Annotated in this window: 11 protein-coding genes; 8 read left to right on the forward strand and 3 right to left on the reverse strand. The window is 32.9% G+C overall.

What is annotated here, in order from left to right; all coding sequences use genetic code 11:
* The first annotated feature begins 13 nt into the window (after positions 1–13).
* On the forward strand, positions 14–1024 hold the full coding sequence (locus ACSBO6_RS03995; RefSeq protein WP_498844203.1) for a DNA/RNA non-specific endonuclease: 1011 nt from the start codon (positions 14–16) through the stop codon (positions 1022–1024).
* A gap of 214 nt (positions 1025–1238) precedes the next feature.
* Here the strand turns inward: ACSBO6_RS03995 and ACSBO6_RS04000 are convergent, their stop codons facing one another.
* On the reverse strand, positions 1239–1451 hold the full coding sequence (locus tag ACSBO6_RS04000; protein WP_098843893.1) for a hypothetical protein: 213 nt from the start codon (positions 1449–1451) through the stop codon (positions 1239–1241).
* A 188-nt stretch (positions 1452–1639) separates the two neighbouring features.
* On the opposite strand from ACSBO6_RS04000, the gene ACSBO6_RS04005 reads away from it, so the two are divergent.
* Complete coding sequence (locus ACSBO6_RS04005) at positions 1640–1921, forward strand: DUF3892 domain-containing protein (RefSeq protein ID WP_098843894.1); 282 nt, start codon at positions 1640–1642, stop codon at positions 1919–1921.
* A gap of 910 nt (positions 1922–2831) precedes the next feature.
* Here ACSBO6_RS04005 and ACSBO6_RS04010 read toward each other — a convergent pair.
* Positions 2832–4286 (reverse strand): BglG family transcription antiterminator, encoded by a 1455-nt coding sequence (locus ACSBO6_RS04010; RefSeq protein ID WP_098843895.1) that lies wholly within the window; start codon positions 4284–4286, stop codon positions 2832–2834.
* A 254-nt stretch (positions 4287–4540) separates the two neighbouring features.
* Here ACSBO6_RS04010 and ACSBO6_RS04015 point away from each other — a divergent pair, with 254 nt between their 5' ends.
* On the forward strand, positions 4541–5254 hold the full coding sequence (locus tag ACSBO6_RS04015; protein WP_098843896.1) for a WxL domain-containing protein: 714 nt from the start codon (positions 4541–4543) through the stop codon (positions 5252–5254).
* Positions 5255–5366: 112 nt separating this feature from the next.
* Positions 5367–6407 carry a WxLIP family cell surface protein gene (locus ACSBO6_RS04020; RefSeq protein ID WP_098843897.1) on the forward strand — a complete coding sequence of 347 codons (1041 nt, stop codon included), beginning with the start codon at positions 5367–5369 and terminating at the stop codon, positions 6405–6407.
* 113 nt (positions 6408–6520) lie between these two features.
* Here ACSBO6_RS04020 and ACSBO6_RS04025 read toward each other — a convergent pair whose 3' ends face one another.
* Entirely contained in the window at positions 6521–7423 is a 903-nt protein-coding gene (locus ACSBO6_RS04025) for a LysR family transcriptional regulator (RefSeq protein ID WP_498844204.1), read from the reverse strand.
* Positions 7424–7743: 320 nt separating this feature from the next.
* Between ACSBO6_RS04025 and ACSBO6_RS04030 the strand changes: the two genes are divergently transcribed.
* The 4 genes from ACSBO6_RS04030 to ACSBO6_RS04045 all read left to right on the forward strand — a co-directional run bounded on the left by ACSBO6_RS04030 (position 7744) and on the right by ACSBO6_RS04045 (position 19318).
* On the forward strand, positions 7744–9000 hold the full coding sequence (locus tag ACSBO6_RS04030; RefSeq protein WP_498844205.1) for a helix-turn-helix domain-containing protein: 1257 nt from the start codon (positions 7744–7746) through the stop codon (positions 8998–9000).
* A gap of 333 nt (positions 9001–9333) precedes the next feature.
* On the forward strand, positions 9334–13500 hold the full coding sequence (locus ACSBO6_RS04035; protein ID WP_498844206.1) for a S8 family serine peptidase: 4167 nt from the start codon (positions 9334–9336) through the stop codon (positions 13498–13500).
* A 474-nt stretch (positions 13501–13974) separates the two neighbouring features.
* On the forward strand, positions 13975–18138 hold the full coding sequence (locus tag ACSBO6_RS04040; protein WP_498844207.1) for a S8 family serine peptidase: 4164 nt from the start codon (positions 13975–13977) through the stop codon (positions 18136–18138).
* A gap of 283 nt (positions 18139–18421) precedes the next feature.
* Positions 18422–19318 carry a LysR family transcriptional regulator gene (locus tag ACSBO6_RS04045; RefSeq protein WP_498844208.1) on the forward strand — a complete coding sequence of 299 codons (897 nt, stop codon included), beginning with the start codon at positions 18422–18424 and terminating at the stop codon, positions 19316–19318.
* Positions 19319–19419: the final 101 nt, after the last annotated feature.

The following is a 19419-nucleotide window of genomic DNA, read 5'->3' on the forward strand; positions in this document are numbered from 1 at the left end:
CTAGAGGAGAAACATGAGAAAGGTGTGCAGAAGTGTGAACAAAAGAATATTTTTGAGTTTATTTACTGTGATTCTACTATCTGTATCTGTGGGTTGTGGAGAAATCACTGAACAGACATCGTCAAAAAAAGTGGAAACCACAACAAGCACGGATTCTAAGACTGTTGAAACGAAAAAGAGTAATGACAAAGAAAAACCAACGAGTGATAGTGGACCAAACAAAAGTGTTCCTGCATCTAGCACCTCAAAGGCAACAGGTACAACGGGTGGATTTGATTACAGCAAATATACCTTAATTGTAGTAAACGGCGGGGATCTATCAGGACATAGACAGCCGAATGTCAAAGTAGATGTTGGATTTGGAGAACGGGAATATTGGGCGTATACAAATGAATACGGTCAGCTAATACGTGTTGAAGCGAAAAAGATAACACTTCAAAATTCGAAAACTGAACATGTTTTATCATCAGGTAGATATTACGCTGATGAAGCAAATGTTCCTGGTACAGAGAGTCCGATCTTGGATCAAGGGCATGTGATTGCAGACTCGCTTGGTGGAGTATCAAACGCATATAATATTACTCCTCAAAACAGCAATCTCAATAGGCATGGTGATCAAGCCTATATGGAAAAAGTGATTCGAGATGCAGGAGGTTGTACAGATTTCGTAGCAGTGATTCAATATCCAAATACACACACGCAAATTCCAAACCATTATAAATTCACATACAAAATTCATGGCAGATCCATTACAGATGAATTTGACAATGTAAACCCAGATGAAGTAAATAAAAGTTTAGGGAAAACGACAAATGCGAGCAGTACGCCAAAGAAAACAGACAATGTACCTGCAAACAAAGCGAAAAATAGTAATGAAGATATTAGTAAAGTGGATACCAACCATAATGGAAGAGTTACAATCGCCGAAGCCAAAGCTGCTGGCTTTAAAATGCCAATTACGCGCGATTCATGGCTCTATAAATATATGGATGATCGAGATGGTGATGGATTAGTAGGCGAATAAATGGTGTCAATCATGAGCGTTATACATTCTATTATGCCATTTGAATAAACAAATGATTCACCAAGGAATGTATCAAAAAACATAGTTTTTCATTAAAACAATACCCCTTTAAGGAGTATAGTTATCTCAGCTTTTAAAGGGGTATAAAAATGGGGGCTTAAACAGTTCAGACTTTGCATGGTTTTATTTATTCTTTTATTCTAATCAATTAAAGTTAGCATTCGTGATTTATAATTTTACCTTGTTCAGTCAGTTTAACAAGAGCTGCATAACCAATTCCTTTTTTAACGACAGTTGCCATACCTTCATTAACAAGTAAATTTAATGTTTTTAGTTCGTCTTTGTTTAATTTTGTATATCGGTAATAACCATCACCAATTTTGTGAATTAATCTGCCTTCTCTTGTCATTCCTAAAACAGTAGTCATATTTTTCCCTTCTTTCGAAAGTTGTTTAGATTAATGATTACATACTTATCGTAAATTGTTTGTGCAAATTTGTCTGTGTATAAATTGTGAAATGTTTTACAATATTAAGTCTGTCATAATTTGGAAGGATAAACATATTTTCATCCCGCCATACTATTTTTGTGTCTACTAAATGGAGGTGTGTTGGTATGTCATTTCAAAATCGCGGTGTCGGACATCCTGAACATCAAGATGATCCTAATAAATTACATATCGTCGCAGTACGAAAAAATGGCGATGGTGATATTACAGATGTAAAATTCCAAAATGGTGAAATAGTTGGGATTGAGCAAGCCATAGCAATGGCAGAGCTTGAACAAATTGAAGATGTGAACACAGGTCTAACTCGTGGAGATAATCCACATAAAACACTCCGTTCTTATCCTGACGGTGATCCTACAAATAATTTAAGTAACTTACCTACTTTTTAATGTTTAATCTCTAAAAGAGGATGTCTCAAACGTATTAACTTTTTGGGACATCTTTTTTTGTGGAAACGAAAACCCTAAGCTAGTCATGTACCAAAGGAAAAGAAATGAAAACGATCCAAGTCTCAATCGAAAATCAGGTTCAACGAAAAGACATCGAGGGTGTTAAGGAGGAGTAGTTCAATTACTTAATTGCTAAAATACATAATGACTCCTATTACTACTGGAAAAATAAAAATCATACTAATTCCAACTATTATCCATAATTTTTCTAAGTTATCATATTTTCTACCTTTTAGTTTGATAAGTATAGGACATTTATTTTAAATAACCTAAATCTTTGCATGCCATTTTTATTTTTGAATATTTTTTTCTTCGACAGTTTAAAAGATAATGCAATTTTTTTAATTTTTAACAGCAATCAATAGATTCCCCCTTCTTTAGATAACTGTATCATTTTAAATTAGAATATTTACGAAATAATGTTGCGAAATCCCAAACTTTAAATTGAAAAACATATCATTAGCGTAAATCAACAGAAAAATATGATCAAAAATCGATGAAAAATTCCAACAGATTGTGTTAGGAATCGAAAAAGTGATCCAAAAAGATAGATGTAGAACATGAAACAGACATTGAAACGAGCCTATCCAAAATACCACGGATTGGGGTCTAATTTGTGTTGCCTATAACCTAAAAAAGTGGAAATCCACTTCTAAAAACAAAATAATAGTCGGATATTTCTCTCCAAAAAACTCCATTTTTGTAAAAAACCTCAAAAAATAAAGAATTGAAAAAAACTGCCTCAAAATGTCTTATTCACCGACTTTTTAGACAGCCTCTTTTATATTTTCGATTGATTAAAAGGAAAAAAGTACCAGTAATGTAAGGAGCAATTTTTAATTTTTTTGCCTTAGTTCGAATTTAAGAAATTTGAGATTTGATCAATATCTCTTTGCGTAAGAACCGGTTCAATTGTAATGACTGGATGAATGATTTCTCCTTCAAGTAAGAAATCAGAAATAATAAAATCAATGTTTAATTCATTTATAATTGTTGATTCAAACTCACCTAATTTAGGAAGAAGAAAATCAATTTTATGATCAAAGGCAGAAATTAATTTCGTTTCAATATAACGATGAACGCCTGGACCATTACTTGTTAATAATAAAACTTTCTTCCTTGTTGATGATAAGTTAATTTTAGAAGCTTGAACATTTAATGCTACTTTCGCAATTTTATCTCTAGTAATTTCAGGGTAAGAATATTTTTTCGTCCAGATTTGTAATGCTTTTGATACCTTTTTATATAGGTCTGAATACTGATTTTTAACATATCGGTCCATTGAATAGGATGGTTCTTTTTTATCGATTGAGTATAAAATGAATGAGTATCTTTGGAATTGGTCATGTAATGTGTAAAGAAACTCCTCGTCCTCATTTAACAATAAACCTGTTTCTTCCTTTAATAGTTCTACTAGGTGATAGAGTTCCTTATAATACTTTGATTTTTGATTTCGATATAAATAAAGAAATTCGTTTTTTTCCATGTTGTCAAAACTGTAATAGGGAAGAGTGGATATTAATAACGAGAACGCAATGCGTTCATTCATTGAAATATGATGTTTATATTGATGTTCTAAATGATTACAAATTTCATTCGCAATTTTAAAATATTTTGATTCTAAAATTTTATTTATCGATTGATCAGCTAATTCAAGTTGCATTGTTTTATCGATTCGATATAACATTGTCCCTAATAAATAAACGTACTTATTTGCTGTAGAAGGATATAGGAATAATCTAAATTTTTCAGTAGTATCTAGTACAATTTTTTTAATATCTTGAAATGAGAATGCTTCAATTGGCCATTCTTGATCATTCGAATTGGCGGATAAAGCATCTAGAATATCTCCACACAAAAGCCGAATTTCAAATTCTCTTCCGACGATTTCGAGCGGCCCACGTTTTAAAGTTAAATGGTAGGCCTTCAATAATTCCTCAACGCGGTCAAGTATTGGATAGACTGCAGGTTGTTGTATATAAAGCGCGTTTGCTAATTCTGCAATACTTTTAATTTGAGTAAATTGTATTAGCATAATAGCTTGAAATTTCAATGAATTTTTTACATAAAGTGAACGAATTTGATTAATTGATGAAGAAATCGGTTTATTAATATAAATCCCTTTACCTTTTATTGTATCAATTTGCCATCCTTTAGGCAGGTGAGTGTTAATTGCCTGTAGATCATTTCGGATTGTTTTTTCGGTACAAAGTAACTCGTTAGCTAATTCTTCAGTTTTAAACCACTTATCTTCTTTACTTAAAATATCGATTATTTGTAATTTCCGCTTTGTTGATTTATCCATAAAAAATCTCCATAAATTATGTCTAATTTATTACTATTATTTCTTTTAAACTTCCCTCTTAATGCAGTGAAAGTTTATTTTATCTATTGAAAAACACCTTTTCATGCGATTTTTAGCTATAAATGTGAATTTTTTTGGATGATAAGTTATTATTTTTACCTAAATCAAAGGTAAAAAACATCATGGGAATCATTTTACTACAGCGATATAATGACATCGTTGAACAAAAAAATTTTATGAAGGAGTAGAGTGAAATGAAATTTACTAAAGTCGTGCTTGTTAGTGTAATTGGAATGTCATCATTAGTTGGAGTTGCTCACTCAACTTTTGCGGAGGTATCATCTGTAGGGAATTCAAAGTCTTCTATAACATTTGTTGCTGGAACAGGTCCGGTTGCACCTGTTGATCCTATAAATCCGATTGATCCATTAGAACCATCAGATCCTACAAATCCAACAGATCTGCCAACAGGGAATGCTGGTTCATTAACATTAGATTATGTTTCATCAGTTGACTTCGGTGTAAATGAGATTTCAAATAAAACAGAAGTCTATTCGGCTAAATCTAAAAAGCCATTTATTCAAGTGTCAGATCGCCGTGGTACTGGGGAAGGATGGTCAGTAACTGCTAGAGCAAGTAAATTTACAAATGGAACAGAAGATTCTCTACCTGGTGCAATCATTACATTTAAAAATGGCTCCGTTATTTCATTAAGTACAAGTGGAGCTCCTGTAGCAACAGAGTCAATTGTTTTAAAAACAGACGGAAGCACAGCATCACCTGTTGTTGCCGCATCTGTAGGTAATGGTTTTGGGACATGGGTAACTCGTTGGCTCGGGCCAAATCCAGAAGTGAATGATGGAGCGTTAAATGATAATGTCACTTTGACGATACCAGCAGGCTCGGCAACGATCGGTAATCATGAGGCAACTATCACGTGGACATTAACGGATGCTCCTGGTTTATAGTAGTTATTTTGAAAAATAAGATTTAATGGGATGGTCTTCTTATTGAACCTTTTTTAACTGTTTGATAGTAAAAATGATATAAAAGTATTCATTCTAAAGGGGGAATATAAAAATGGAACTTAAACGTCAAAAATTATTGCTAATTTTATCTGCTATTTTGTTAACTTTATCGTTCATCCCTCTATCTGTAAGGGCAGAGAATACTATCGATTTTTCCGTAAAAGCAATCATTCCAACAAATCAAATTGATCATATGAAATCTTATTTTGATTTAAAAATGTCTCCAGGACAAAAACAGGATTTTAAAATTGAGGTCTTTAATAATAGTAAAAAAGAAGAAACAATCGAAGCGAATATTACTTTTGCAACGACCAATAATAATGGATTAATCGATTACTCTGAATCGAATAGTAAAAATGCAGATAAATCACTAAAGTACCCCTTAACTAACTTAGTATCAGAACCTCAAAAAGAAGTTGTTATTCCAGCAGGTAAATCAAAAGTAGTATCTTTTTCAATTACAATGCCAAAAGATGAATATAATGGAGTTATTTTAGGTGCAGCTCACTTTAAGAAAAAGATTGATGAAACAAAAAAAAGTTCTGAAAACGAGAGCATTAATATAAAAAATGAGTATGCTTATGTGGTTGGAATCAAATTATCGGAAAACAGTAATGAAGTCGAGCCGAATTTACATTTACTTGACATAAAACCTACATTAGTAAATTATCGTACAACAATTGCAGCGACAATCCAAAATAGCGAATCTTCTATTGTGAAGGATATGAGTATAGATGCGCAAATCTTTAAAAAAGGTTCCAATAAAGTTTTATATAGTTCGAAAAAAACTGAGATGAGTATGGCACCTAATTCAAATTTTGATTACGCAATCGATTTAAATAACCAACCTATTGAATCCGGAACTTACCGATTAAAGATGAAAGCAATCATCGGAACCCAAATATGGGAATGGGATGAGCTATTTACGATTGGCAAAGAAGAAACTGATTTAAATAATAAAGCAGTTGAAATAAAAAATAATTATTTCTGGTATTATATCGGAGGAGGATTAATCCTTTTAATTGGGATCATTTGTTTAATTGTTTTCTTAAGAAGAAAGAAGGAAAAAGAACAATCGAATAATAATGAATGATTTTATATAGAGTAAATTGTATTAATCCGTTAGTTCACAAATGTATCTTAAAACAAATGCTATTTTGATAAAATAAAAAGGCTCATTTCGATATTGAAATGTAGCCTTTTTTATTAAGATGATATGATTTCATTTCTCATGAAATTGATAAATTGTTTTTCAACTTTTGATAAAATTTTCTTTTTTGAGGTGATTACCCCAAGCTCTGAGTTCACAGAATCATAATCTACGAGATCGATTTCAACTAGTTCACCATTCGATAAATATGGATGATTTTTTAATGAAAAATTTGGTCCCCATGTTATAGCACTGCCATTTAAAATTGCTCGTAATAACTCTTCAAGATGGTTGGATGAAAATAAAATATTTAATTTTCCTATATCTTGTTGGAAGTTATTTGTAAACCATCTTATGTAATCACCGTTATAAAGAACGAATTTTTGCTGAAGTATTTCTTCTGGAGTTATTTTTTTCGAAATGGCAAAAGGGGAATCTTTTTTTGCATATACTTTCATCTTTCCATCTATTAATCCTTCGTAATGAAATTCTTCTAATTCTTTCTTAATGCCTTCGTAAAGACAGATGATTCCTATATTCGCTTGATTTTTTTTTACAATTTCAATTGTACGCTCTGTTGTGTTTTCTAATATGTCTATATGCAAATTTGAATGTTGGTTTTTAAAATCAACTAACGGAGGTAATAAGTAATTAATAAAAGCGGGTACCATTGAAACTTTAAGTTCACTGAGTTGGGAATCTTTATTTTTCTGAGCTATTTCTTTTAATTCTGCGTATTTTAAGAGTACTTCTTTTGATTTTTCCACGATTTGTACTCCATCTACTGTTAATCTTGCGCCTAATCTAGATCGATTGAAGATTTTTATTCCTAGCTCTTCTTCTATTTTTGTAATCGCTTGACTTATACCAGACTGACTTATATGAAGATTTTCTGCAGCGATTGAAATCGACCCCGTGTTAGCGACTTCTACTAAAATCTCTAGTTTTTCTATATGCATTACATTGACCACCTTTAGCTTTCATACATGAACTAAAACTTTACTAAGATAGAATTTTATTTCAGTTTTTATATTACAAATCGTGAAGTTATATTTAAAAAATGTAAATTTACTTAATCATTTTGCAAATATAGAATTGTGTTTAACTAATAGTATTATTCTATTTTTTCGCTTGAATCATATGTAATTGAAAAATAATACGTTCTAATGTTGAATCAAAACATTCGATTTATCAAGTGCTTTCTTATATTTATAAAAATTTACAATAAATGATACTTTTTGTTCAATTTTATCGTTGCCTATTATAGAGGAGGCTAAATATGTTAGTTGGGGAAATCATCAAATATTATCGAGAGAAAAAAGGAATTAGCCAGTCTAACTTAGGTAAAGGCATTTGTGGTAAAGCGTATATTAGTCGATTTGAAAGTGGAAAAGTTACATTATCTCCTGAAATTATAGACAAATTAGCTAAAAAACTAGAAATTGATATTAACAAAGAAATCGAATCTTTTTGTCTAATTGAAAACCAATTAAATGATTGGAGTCAAGCAATCATTATGCAAAGATCAGTACTGATAGAAGGCATTAAATTAGTATTAGATCAAAATCCGTTTATTATGGCTTCTAAACATGCAGTAAATTATATGCTGTTAACTGGGAGATATTATTTGTACAAAAATATGGTTAAGGAAGCGAAAAATATAATCGAATATGTAGAAAAGGAGCTTCCAAAATTATCTAATTATGAAAAAAACCTTCTTCTGCACATTAAAGGAATATATTGTATAAGTACATTTAGAACTACCCAAGGTGAAGAAAGTCAGACTGCTGTAAATCTTTTAAAACAAATTGACATAGTAGATTATAATAATGAAGAATATTACTATCATTTAGCTCAAGCGTACCATTATGCAAAAGCAAAAATATCAGCATTTACTTATGCAAAAAAAGCACTTCAATTCTTTAATCGAACATATAATTACGTGAGTGCTATGAATGCTCAAATCTTAATGCTAATGCAATTCGATAGCAAAAGTGAAATTGATTTTTTAAATCTAGTAGAAAACTATAAGGATTTAATTCATAATTGTATGATTTTAGGTGCACAAGAAAGTAAAATAACTATTTTATTTAATCTAGGAGAAGAGTTTTATAAAAGAGGAATTTATGACGAGGCTGTCAGATATTATGAACAAGCATTTTTACTAACTGACAAATCGTCTACACAGTATTTAAGACATTTGTATCATTTTACCGAAGCATGCCTAGATGGAAAGTTACTAAATAAACAGAGTATTTTAGAAAATATCGAAATAGGTACGAAATTAGCAAAAAAACAATGCCAAATTTATTATAATCTATATAATTTATTAGCACTGAAATGTAAAAAAAATCAAAAACAATATTTTGAGTTTTTAGCAGAAGTAGTTGTTCCACAGCTTATAGCAACTAATAATGCTTCGTTTTTTGTACAATATGGAAAGATTTTATATAAACACTATGTGGAGAAAAAGGACTATAAAAAAGCCATTGAGGTAGATCAAAGTTTTAAATTGATGAACAAGGTGTTAAGTTAAAAGTCTTTAGATAACGATTATTCGTTGTCTAAAGACTTTTTTTATGATCTAGGAAATTGATATTTATTAAAAATAGTAAAATCTTGTCCAATGTTTATAAACATTGGACAAGATTTTTGTCGAAACTCGTTCGATTTATTCTATAGAACCAGTGTTAAAGGGGCGCTATAACCCAATTGATAAAAGAGTGGAAATTCACAATAATGAATTTAAATAAATGACAAATTGTTTGTTTATTTTTTGGGAAATAAACAAATGTTTTGTCAAAGTAAGTTTATTTTTGTACTTCAATGTAGAAATCTACCTTGTTGTAAATTTTTAGGAGGAAGAAAAATGGGGAAAAAGACAGAGAAGAAGTTTTTAAAAAGCTTTACCGTTTTAGCTTTAACATCGAGCTTCATATTGGGTTCACTTGGAGAAGTATCGAATACAACAAAAGCAGCAAGCCCCAAAAAGGTTGAAGATATTTTAGCAAAACTAACTTCAGAGCAAAGAGCAGCACTTGAACAGCTTTCGACTAGTGAACAAACTGGTCTTCAAATTTCTTCAGATATTAATTTAAATTCTACAGATCAAACAAATGTCATTGTCGAGTTTGCTAATAAGCCAGCAAAAGTTGCTCAAGTTGAAGCAAGCGTAGAAGGTAAATCTTTAACTGAAAAAGAAGCAGCAAAATTAGTCGATCAAGATCATGAGACATTTGCTGAAGATGTTGGTCAAGTATTAGAAAGTGGCAAAACTAAAAAAGTAGATTATACGATTAATCGCTCATATAAAAATGCCTTCAATGGTGTTTCAATGAGTCTACCAGCTAACCAAATTAAAAACTTATTAAAATCAAAAGCTGTAAAAACAGTTTGGAGTAACCAAACTTTTTCAATTGATCCTCCTAAGGAAACCAGTCAGTTAAAAGCAGATGAAGCGAATGTTGGAAACTATACACCTTATGACGCTTTAGATCGATTACATGCAGAAGGCTTGACTGGAAAAGGAATTAAAATAGGAATATTAGATACAGGGATTGACTATAACCACCCAGATTTGAAAGATGCATATAAAGGTGGATATGATTTCGTAAACAATGATAATGATCCAATGGAAACAACATACGAAGATTGGAAAAAGTCCGGCCAAGCAGAAATTCTAAGTGGCAGTGCGTACTATACAGAGCATGGTACACATGTAGCGGGAATTATTGGCGGTCGTGGAAAAGCGAATAGTGAATATAAAACTGTTGGAGCGGCTCCCGAATCTGATATTTATTCATATAAGGTACTTGGTCCATATGGTAGCGGGACGACTGATGCAATTCTTGCCGGAATTGACAGAGCAGTAAAAGACGGCATGAATGTTATTAATATGTCATTAGGTGCAACGTTAAATGACCCACTATATGCGACTTCAATTGCAGTAAACAACGCAGTTCTAAGTGGAGTAACGACAGTTGTTGCAGCAGGTAATAGTGGGGATCAAATGTATACAGTTGGTTCACCTGGTACAGCAGCTTTAGCTTTAACAGTTGGTGCATCATCTATTGCACTTGATATCTATCAATATGCAGGAGTTCAAGATGGTAAAAACTATTCTTTAAGACAATTAGCAAGAAATTATAAAGATGATTTAACAACATTAAAGGGCAAAACGTATCAGCTTGTTGATGTTGGTCTAGCCAATCCAGCAGACTTTAACGGAAAAGACTTAAACGGAAAGATTGCATTCATTAAACGTGGTTCAATTGCATTAATTGATAAAATAAAAAATGCAAAAGCAGCTGGTGCAGCTGGCGTTTTAATGTATAACGATGAAACGAATAAAGAAGAAGGTGCGATACAATCATTCCTTGGTGAATCAGTCGATGCGATTCCTGCATTCTCTGTTTCAAATGGCGATGGTAATACAATTTTAGCTGCAATTAAAGCTGGTAAAACAGATTTCAGCTTTGGCGATTTTACAAAACTTAAGACAGCTTCAGACGAATTAGCACAATTTAGTTCAAGAGGACCATCTCGAGTAAATTACGATATTAAACCTGAAGTAACTGCACCTGGCGTCTCAATTCTTTCAACAGTACCATTCTATGTAAACGATAAAAACGTTGATGGATCAAAACCAGAAGATTATAAATATGCATATGAAAGATTGTCTGGAACTTCAATGGCAACACCTTATGTAGCTGGTGTGTCTGCTTTATTACTTCAATCAAATAAAGATTTAAAACCAGAAGATATTAAATCAATTCTAATGAATACAGCAGACCCACTTTCAAAAGCATATAGTGTATTTGAAGCAGGAAGTGGCCGAGTAGATGCTTTTGAAGCCATTCACTCAAATGTAGAATTAGAGGTAGTAGACAAGACACCTACGATTATTAATGGACAGCAAAAATCAATTCAAGAATTAACTGGTGGAATGAGCTTTGGTTCATTTGGATTTGATGATCAAGATATCGCTGATTCACGTACAGTTACATTAAAGAACCGTAGTGAGAAAGCAAAAACATTTAGTGTAGATGTGAAATTCCAAACTGGATTAAGAGGTTCTTTAGATGCAGCTAAAAATAATGTAACGCTAACAGGACCTACATCTGTAAAATTAAATGGAATTGGCCAAAAATCAATCAAATTTAAATTAAACATTCCAAAAACAGCAAATAAAGGAACATATGAAGGGTATATCACTTTCACGAACACTAAAGATGCAACTGAAACATATCAAATTCCATTTGGTGGACGTGTAATAAATGAAGGCATTGATTCAGTTGACGCCTTACCAATGTTTTCAACTGATACAGCATGGCCGGAAAATGCATGGCCTTTTGAATCATTTACATTTTCATTAAAATCACATATGAAAACATTGGATGTTATTTTACAAAATGCGATTACAGGTGAAGACTTAGGATTATTAGGATCATTAAGTCCAATATTATTGAATGAAAACCAAACTTATTATGTTACAAAAGGATTTACAGGAACATATTATCCATTTACTGGTGACTCTAAGAATCCGATTAGTTATCAACCAGAATTTGCACAACCAGGACGATATAAAATAAAGATGGTTGGATCAAATGAACATGGTAAAACATTTACAAAATCTTCTGAGTTCATTTATGACCAAGGTGCACCAACGATGACTTCTAGCTTTGATTCATTAGATCAAAAAGTAATTGAAACGAATGACAGTCAATTTGATTCAAATGGACAATTTTTATATGACTTTAACATTAACTTAAATGATTCTGAAACAGAAGAAGCAAGTAAGCTAGGTCTTCCAGTCGATCAATCAAACAATTCAGTTGTTACATTTTTTAATAGTTCATGGCCAAAAGCACCAATTTATACAGATAAAAATGGAAATTACTCTGATAAACTTGTCGTTAGAAAACAAGCGGCACCTTTACAAGTACAGTTTTATGGAATGGATTATGCAAGAAACACTATAGGAAATGCATTTAATATGTTAAGAGTTGTTTTTGTGGATCACAATTTACCTTATTACTATTTAAAGGCAAATAAACAAATCGTATCAAATGGAGACACAGTCAATTATAGTGTTCGTTCAAATAATGTTAAAAACTTAAAAACATCTAAAATTACAATACCAGTTGATCCAAACCTTGCTTCAATTGAGAATGTAGTAGTGAATGATGCAGTTAAGCAGTATGGTGATGCGCAAGTTTCTGTAGCGGCTGTTCAAACAGATCCGTCTAATACGAACTATACAATTACATTTACTTATTTAGGTGACAAAACATTACCAGAAGACTTACAATTATTTAATTTCGACCTTAAAACGGCTAAAAAGTTTACAGATGGACTTTATGGAGGATCTGCATTTAATTGGTTTACAATGACAGCTTCAACAATTGATCAATCAAATGTAGAGACTAATAATGTCTACTCATACATGGAAAGTATCAAATATAAACCAACGTATTCAAGATTAGAAGGGACAGTACAAGTAGAAGGGGCAATGGATTCCTCAGGTCAACCTATTTACGCAATGGATCTAAGTAAAGTTGGAGCAAATGTAACCGTTACTTCTTATGACGGCAAAACAACTGCTACTCCGTCAAGTTTAAACAAGAGTGGTCAGTATATCATTGAAGGTCTAAAAGCCGACGTAACTCCTTATACATTAACTGTTGATGTACCAGGTCATTTCACTATGAACAAACAAGTTGTATTATCCAATAATGTACGTGGTGAAGTAGTAGGAAAAAGAATTGCCTTTAATTTACCAATCGCAGCAGCAGGAGATGTAAACAAAGATAATGTGATCGATATTCTAGATGCATTAGCAGTACAAACATATTGGGGTACTAATAAAGCAACTGCAGACTTTAACTTTGATAAAGTAGTTGATAAAAAGGATATGGATTATATTGTTGAAAACTTTGGACTAAAAAATCCGACTGTATCAAGTGCGCCAAAAGCAAAAACTGCATATAAAGGCGTTACATTAGATGATGTATTAACTCAATTAGGATTACAATAATCATAGAAAAAGAGAAGTCGTTTATCGACTTCTCTTTTTCTATTCTTGGCTAATTGTAAGATCGCTAGGATTCTCAACTAAAAAGTATATAAGAAATTTCAGGAGATTTTTATAGTATAAGAATTTCTTATTTAGTTATCAATATTTCGAATTTCATTAGAATATTCTGATTATGTATACTGTATATAACAAATGGGGAAGGAGTTCGAATAGGGTCGAAATTTGATAAATTATCCGTATCTAGAGCACATCTTGTAATAGGACCTGATTGAATTCTATCAAAATATTATACTTTGTTTTCGGGATAACTGGATAAATGGGGAAGAAGTATTAATAGAAAAAAATTGTAAAAAAAAAAATTAGAGTAAGAAAATACAGCTATGGAAATAAATTAAAAGGGGTGTTGTGTTTAACAGAGGCTTAGAGTAGTAAAAACAAACAATACAAACAACAATGGATGAGGAGAACTAGAGAATGAAGAAAAAGCAAACAAGCAAACTGCTAGTAGGCGCACTAACTGCTAGTTTCGTATTTTCACAAACTCAAATGCTTAATGTATTTGCACAAGGCCCAACTAAATTAGATAGTGCTGTAGAAAACCTTAAATCTAATGTAGAAAGCAAATTGAATCTAACAGCAGAACAACGTCAAGCTCTTAAGAACATTGACAAGTTCAATGCACGAGGACTTCATTTAACGGACGACGTGGACTTAGATAGTTCAAAAACTGTATCAGTTATCGTTGAGTTCAACAACAAACCAAAGAAAGTCGCTATGCTTGAAGCGGCTGTAAATGGACAAGCCCTATCTTCTTCAAAAGCACAAAGCGATGTAGACAACGACCATGCAACATTTAAAACTGATTTAGAAAATACATTTACATCAAAATCAGACGGAACATATAAAGTGAAACGTGAATTCAAAACTGCATTCAACGGGGTATCATTACAAGTTCCTGCAAATAAACTACAAGAGTTAGTACAATCAGGAGCTGTTAAAGCAATCTATAGTAACCAAACTGTACAGTTAGACGAGCCTAAGTCTCCTAAGTCAGAATCACTTAATACTGAAGGAAGCACACATGGAATGGCAGCTGAGCGTTCTTACCTTAAAATAGACCAACTTCACAAAGAAGGGTTTACTGGTAAAGGCGTTAAAGTCGGTATCCTTGATACAGGAATTGACTACAATCACCCTGACTTAAAAGACGCATACAAAGGTGGTTATGACTTTGTTGATAATGACAATGACCCAATGGAAACAACATACGCTGATTGGGTAAAAGCTGGTAAACCACTTATTAATGGTGGTGTTGATCCATACTACACTGAACACGGAACTCACGTAGCGGGTACAATTGCAGGTCGTGCAAAAGCTGACAATAACCTTTCGACTCTAGGGGTTGCTCCTGACGCTGATATCTATGCTTATCGTGTACTTGGCCCAGGCGGTGGCGGTACGTTTGAAGGGATTATCGCTGGTATTGATCGAGCTGTTCAAGATGGCATGGATGTTATCAACCTATCTTTAGGTGCAGTTTACAATGATCCATTAACACCTCAAAGTATGGCACTTAACTATGCTGTATTAAGCGGTGTAACATCTATCGTTGCAGCAGGTAACTCTGGCGATGCAATGTACACAGTAGGAAATCCTGGTAATGCAGCTTTAGCATTAACAGTAGGTGCAAGTGATGTCCCAACAGCGATTCCAACAATGAAAGGTCACGATGACACTTTAAATTTCGATACGCAATTATTAGCAAGAGGATTCGATGACAATATTGCATCATTAGCAAATAAGACATATCAAATTGTACGTATTCCTGGATTTGGTGAATCTTACAACTATACTAACTTAGATGTTACTGGCAAAGTAGTTCTAGTTGCTCGTGGTTCAACTACAATCAATGATAAAATCTTACAAGCTAAATTAAAAGGTGCAGCGGCAATCCTGATCTACAACAATGACACAACTGGTTATATGCCATTCTATTTAGCAGAAGGTACAGACTTTATCCCTGCATTTAACTTAACAAATGCTGATGGTCTTGCATTACAATCTAAAATCTTAAGCGGTAAAACAGAATTTACTTTTAGCGACTTAGCTCAAATCACAACAAAAGGTGATGAGTTAGCAGCATTCAGTTCTCGTGGACCATCTCGAGTAACGTATGATATCAAACCAGAAGTTACAGCTCCAGGTGTAAGCGTACTATCAACTGTTCCTGGCTTTATTCATAGCCCAGATAATCCATCTGACTATAAATATGCATATGATCATATGTCAGGAACATCAATGGCAACTCCATTTGTAGCAGGTGTCGCGGCATTATTAAAAGGAGCTAATCCTAACTTACAACCAGAAGATATCAAAGCACTTTTAATGAATACAGCTGATCCATTAAGCAAGACATACTCTGTATATGAAGTTGGTGCAGGTCGAGTTGATCCAATGCAAGCCTTACACACTTCGACTGAAATCAAAGTAAAAGATAAAACACCACTTATAATTAACGGAAAATTAAAAAACTATAAAGAAATAACAAGTTCTTTAAGTTTTGGTAATGTTGCTTATACGGGCAAAGATTTGGTAAATTCTCGTGCAGTAACAATTGAGAACAACAGTTTAACACCAAAAACGTTTGATGTGAAAGTGTCATATCAAACAGACGCAAGAGGTTCTAAAGATGCAACGAAAAATGGTGTATCTGTAGACTTTGACAACTCATTTAAAGTACCTGCATACGGTAAAGTAACGAAGGATGCAATCTTAACAATTCCAAAAAAAGCTGAAAAAGGAATCTATGAAGGGTATGTAACGTACACAAATCATAGTAATCCATCTGAAACATATCGTGTTCCGTTCGGAGTTCATTATGTTGAAGAAGGAATTAAAAATGTTACTCTTTCTCGTCACTCGCTTACTAATGACCGAAATGCATTAGCAAGCATGATTATGGATCCATCTATTAATGCAACAATAACATTGAATTCTCATATGAGATATTTATACTCAATTCTTTCTGATGCAAAAACTGGTGAAGATTTAGGTATGGCGAATTCATTCGATGGAATGAATTTCCAAGAAGGGAAACCAACTTTATTCAATCCGTTCTCAGGATTCTACTATCCGTATGCTGATAGCACTCACAAAACTATTAAGAGAGTGGGAACTTTACCTAGAGAAGGTCATTACAAACTGAAAATCGTTGGCGTAAATGATGATGGTCAAGAATTTGTTAATTCACAAGATTTATTCATTGATAACACAGCTCCTGATCATTTCGATGTGAAAGTACCAGGTGAAAAAGAAGGAAGCCCATTCGTTGAATTCAAGAAAGGTGAAACAACAATTCCAGTTACAGCCTCTTTGCATGACCAAATGGTTGATCAGATGAAAGCAGTTGGTATCGATATTAATCAAGGTACAAATGGAATGCCTTATTCTTGGAACAGCAATAAAATCACTGGAACGCTAAAATTAGATGAAAACGGAAATGGTGCAGACCAAATTGCATTAACTTCACCATTCACTCAAACAATCTTTGTTGGTGGAGACCAAGCAACAAATGCGAACGCACAAAAAGTGTACTACTTTGTTCAAGATGATTATGCTTATGTATACGGTAACCCACAAGGACCAACTCGATATAATCAAATGATTACGCATTATGGAGATACAAGAACCGTTACGCTTACAGCTAATAATGTAAGCAAAGTAAAAGAAGCTAAATATAATTTAACTGCAGACTCGGTTGATACAAACATCGTGGATCTTAAATTAACTCCTGAAGCGAAAGCGTTAGGTGGTGTATTAACAACTACAACAACACCTGGAAGTAATACAAATGTTAATACTAGTGTTACTGTTACATTCGACGGAACAAAAGAAGTAACAGGAGACATTCCAATGGTTGATGTAACATTTAAAATCCAAGAACCACAAGTGGTTAAAAGAAATTCAAGCTTAAAATTTAATGGTTCACCACAATTTAAAAATGTTGATGGTGTTGTAACAAAACCTTTAGGTGTGATGGCAACGATTGTTATCTTACCGAAGTTCTCGTCAATGGGTGGATATGTCTATGCTCAAGGATTGTTAAATGCTGATGGGACATTCAATGACAGCTCTACTAGAGATTACACAGCAATGGGCATCAAGACATACGTTCAAGATAAAGACGGCAAAACTTACGCTGGAACAATGGCTAAGAACGGTCAATATCTTGTAAGCGGACTACCACTTACTCATGACGACATGGCAATTGTCTTTGATGTTCCTGGACACTTTACAACATACACTAATTTCCATGGCGCGTATGGAAACCTTGGTAATGAAGATTACGGAGTTGCTGCTTATATTGGTTCTGACGTTTATACAGCAGTAGGCGGTGACGTTAATAAAGACAACGTAATTGATATCCTAGATGCGCTTCAAATACAAACGTACTGGGGAACAAACAAGCGTAGTACAGACATCAACTGTGACGGCACAACAGATGTAAATGACTTTGCATATGTTTACTACAATTTTGGAATGGGTAACCCAACAAATCCAATTCAAAATCCAAAAGCTAAGAAAACTTATAAAGGTCAAACGTTAGACAGCATCATCGTAGAATTAGGTTTAAATTAATTTAACTGGTAACCTAAACAGCTTCAGAGTTGTTTAGGTTACTCTCCATTTTTTAACGAATGGCTAATAAGTATTGGTCAAATTATATCAGCACAATCTAGAGAATAGTAAACCCTGATAAAATATATTTTTAGAACTTTGTCTTCACGATGTAAGCCTGTTCTCAATACGCGAGAACAGGCTTTTTAATTTTTTATACCTAACATTTTGTATAATGTTAAGTACCTAATATAGAAAAATATAGTTTGTAGTATACTAATAGCGTTGATAGAAGGAGAAGAAGATGAATATCGAAAAATTAGTATATCTTATCGAAGTCGCCAAAACAGGTTCCTTTTCGATTGCATCACAAAATCTTTTTGTAAGTCAGTCTGCCATTAGTCAATCGATTATTAGTATCGAAAAGAAATTTGGTATAAAATTGTTCGAGCGTAAAAGAGGTAATCGTGCGATTCTAACGAGTGATGGAGAAGAAATTATTACGAATGTGAAAGAGATTTTTATAAAATATCAAGAACTTATCGAAAAAGTACAAATGATTAATAATAATGTGAATGGTAAGTTAAAAATATCTACCACACCAGGTTTTTTTGCAGTCCTTTTAAACCCAATTTCATCGATCAGAGATGACTATCCTAAAATCAATATCGAGATTTTTCAAAAGCCTGGACAGGATATTATTGAAGATATTTTAGAAGAACGAAGTGATATAGGCGTGTTACCATTTATAAAACATTTACTTGAAAATGATGATCGCCTAGTCTATCATAATTTATTTGAAGCAAAAATGAAATTAATGGTAAATAAAAACTCTCCATTAGCAGAAAAAACAGTTGTTACACCGCAACAAATCGTCAATGAAACAATGATTACCTATGATGGGGAATTCATTCATTGGTTTAAAAAACTTTTCTATAGTGAGTTTGGCATAATGAATGAGTTATTTACCACTACTAATACTGATACATTAAAAAAAGCGGTCGAGGAAAACTTAGGTGTGTCATTTGTACCTGCCTTCAATGGGGTTAATTACAATTTGAGTGATGATGTTATATTACTCGATATTGTAGATTACGATGCTGTCAATCTTCAATATGTATGGATCATGTCTAGTAAAAAGCATTGTTCAAGTATGATAACTGATTATATATTGAAATTAAAGGAAGAATTAAATTCTTAAGGAGAAGGGGCTGTCCTATAAGTTAGAGTAACTAGCTTATGGGTGGCCCTTTTTAATTTTAAACTGTTTTAAGAATAGCACACTGTTTCTTAAAATATATT

Source organism: Bacillus sp. AL-1R, assembly GCF_052180195.1.
Taxonomy (GTDB): domain Bacteria; phylum Bacillota; class Bacilli; order Bacillales; family Bacillaceae_G; genus Gottfriedia.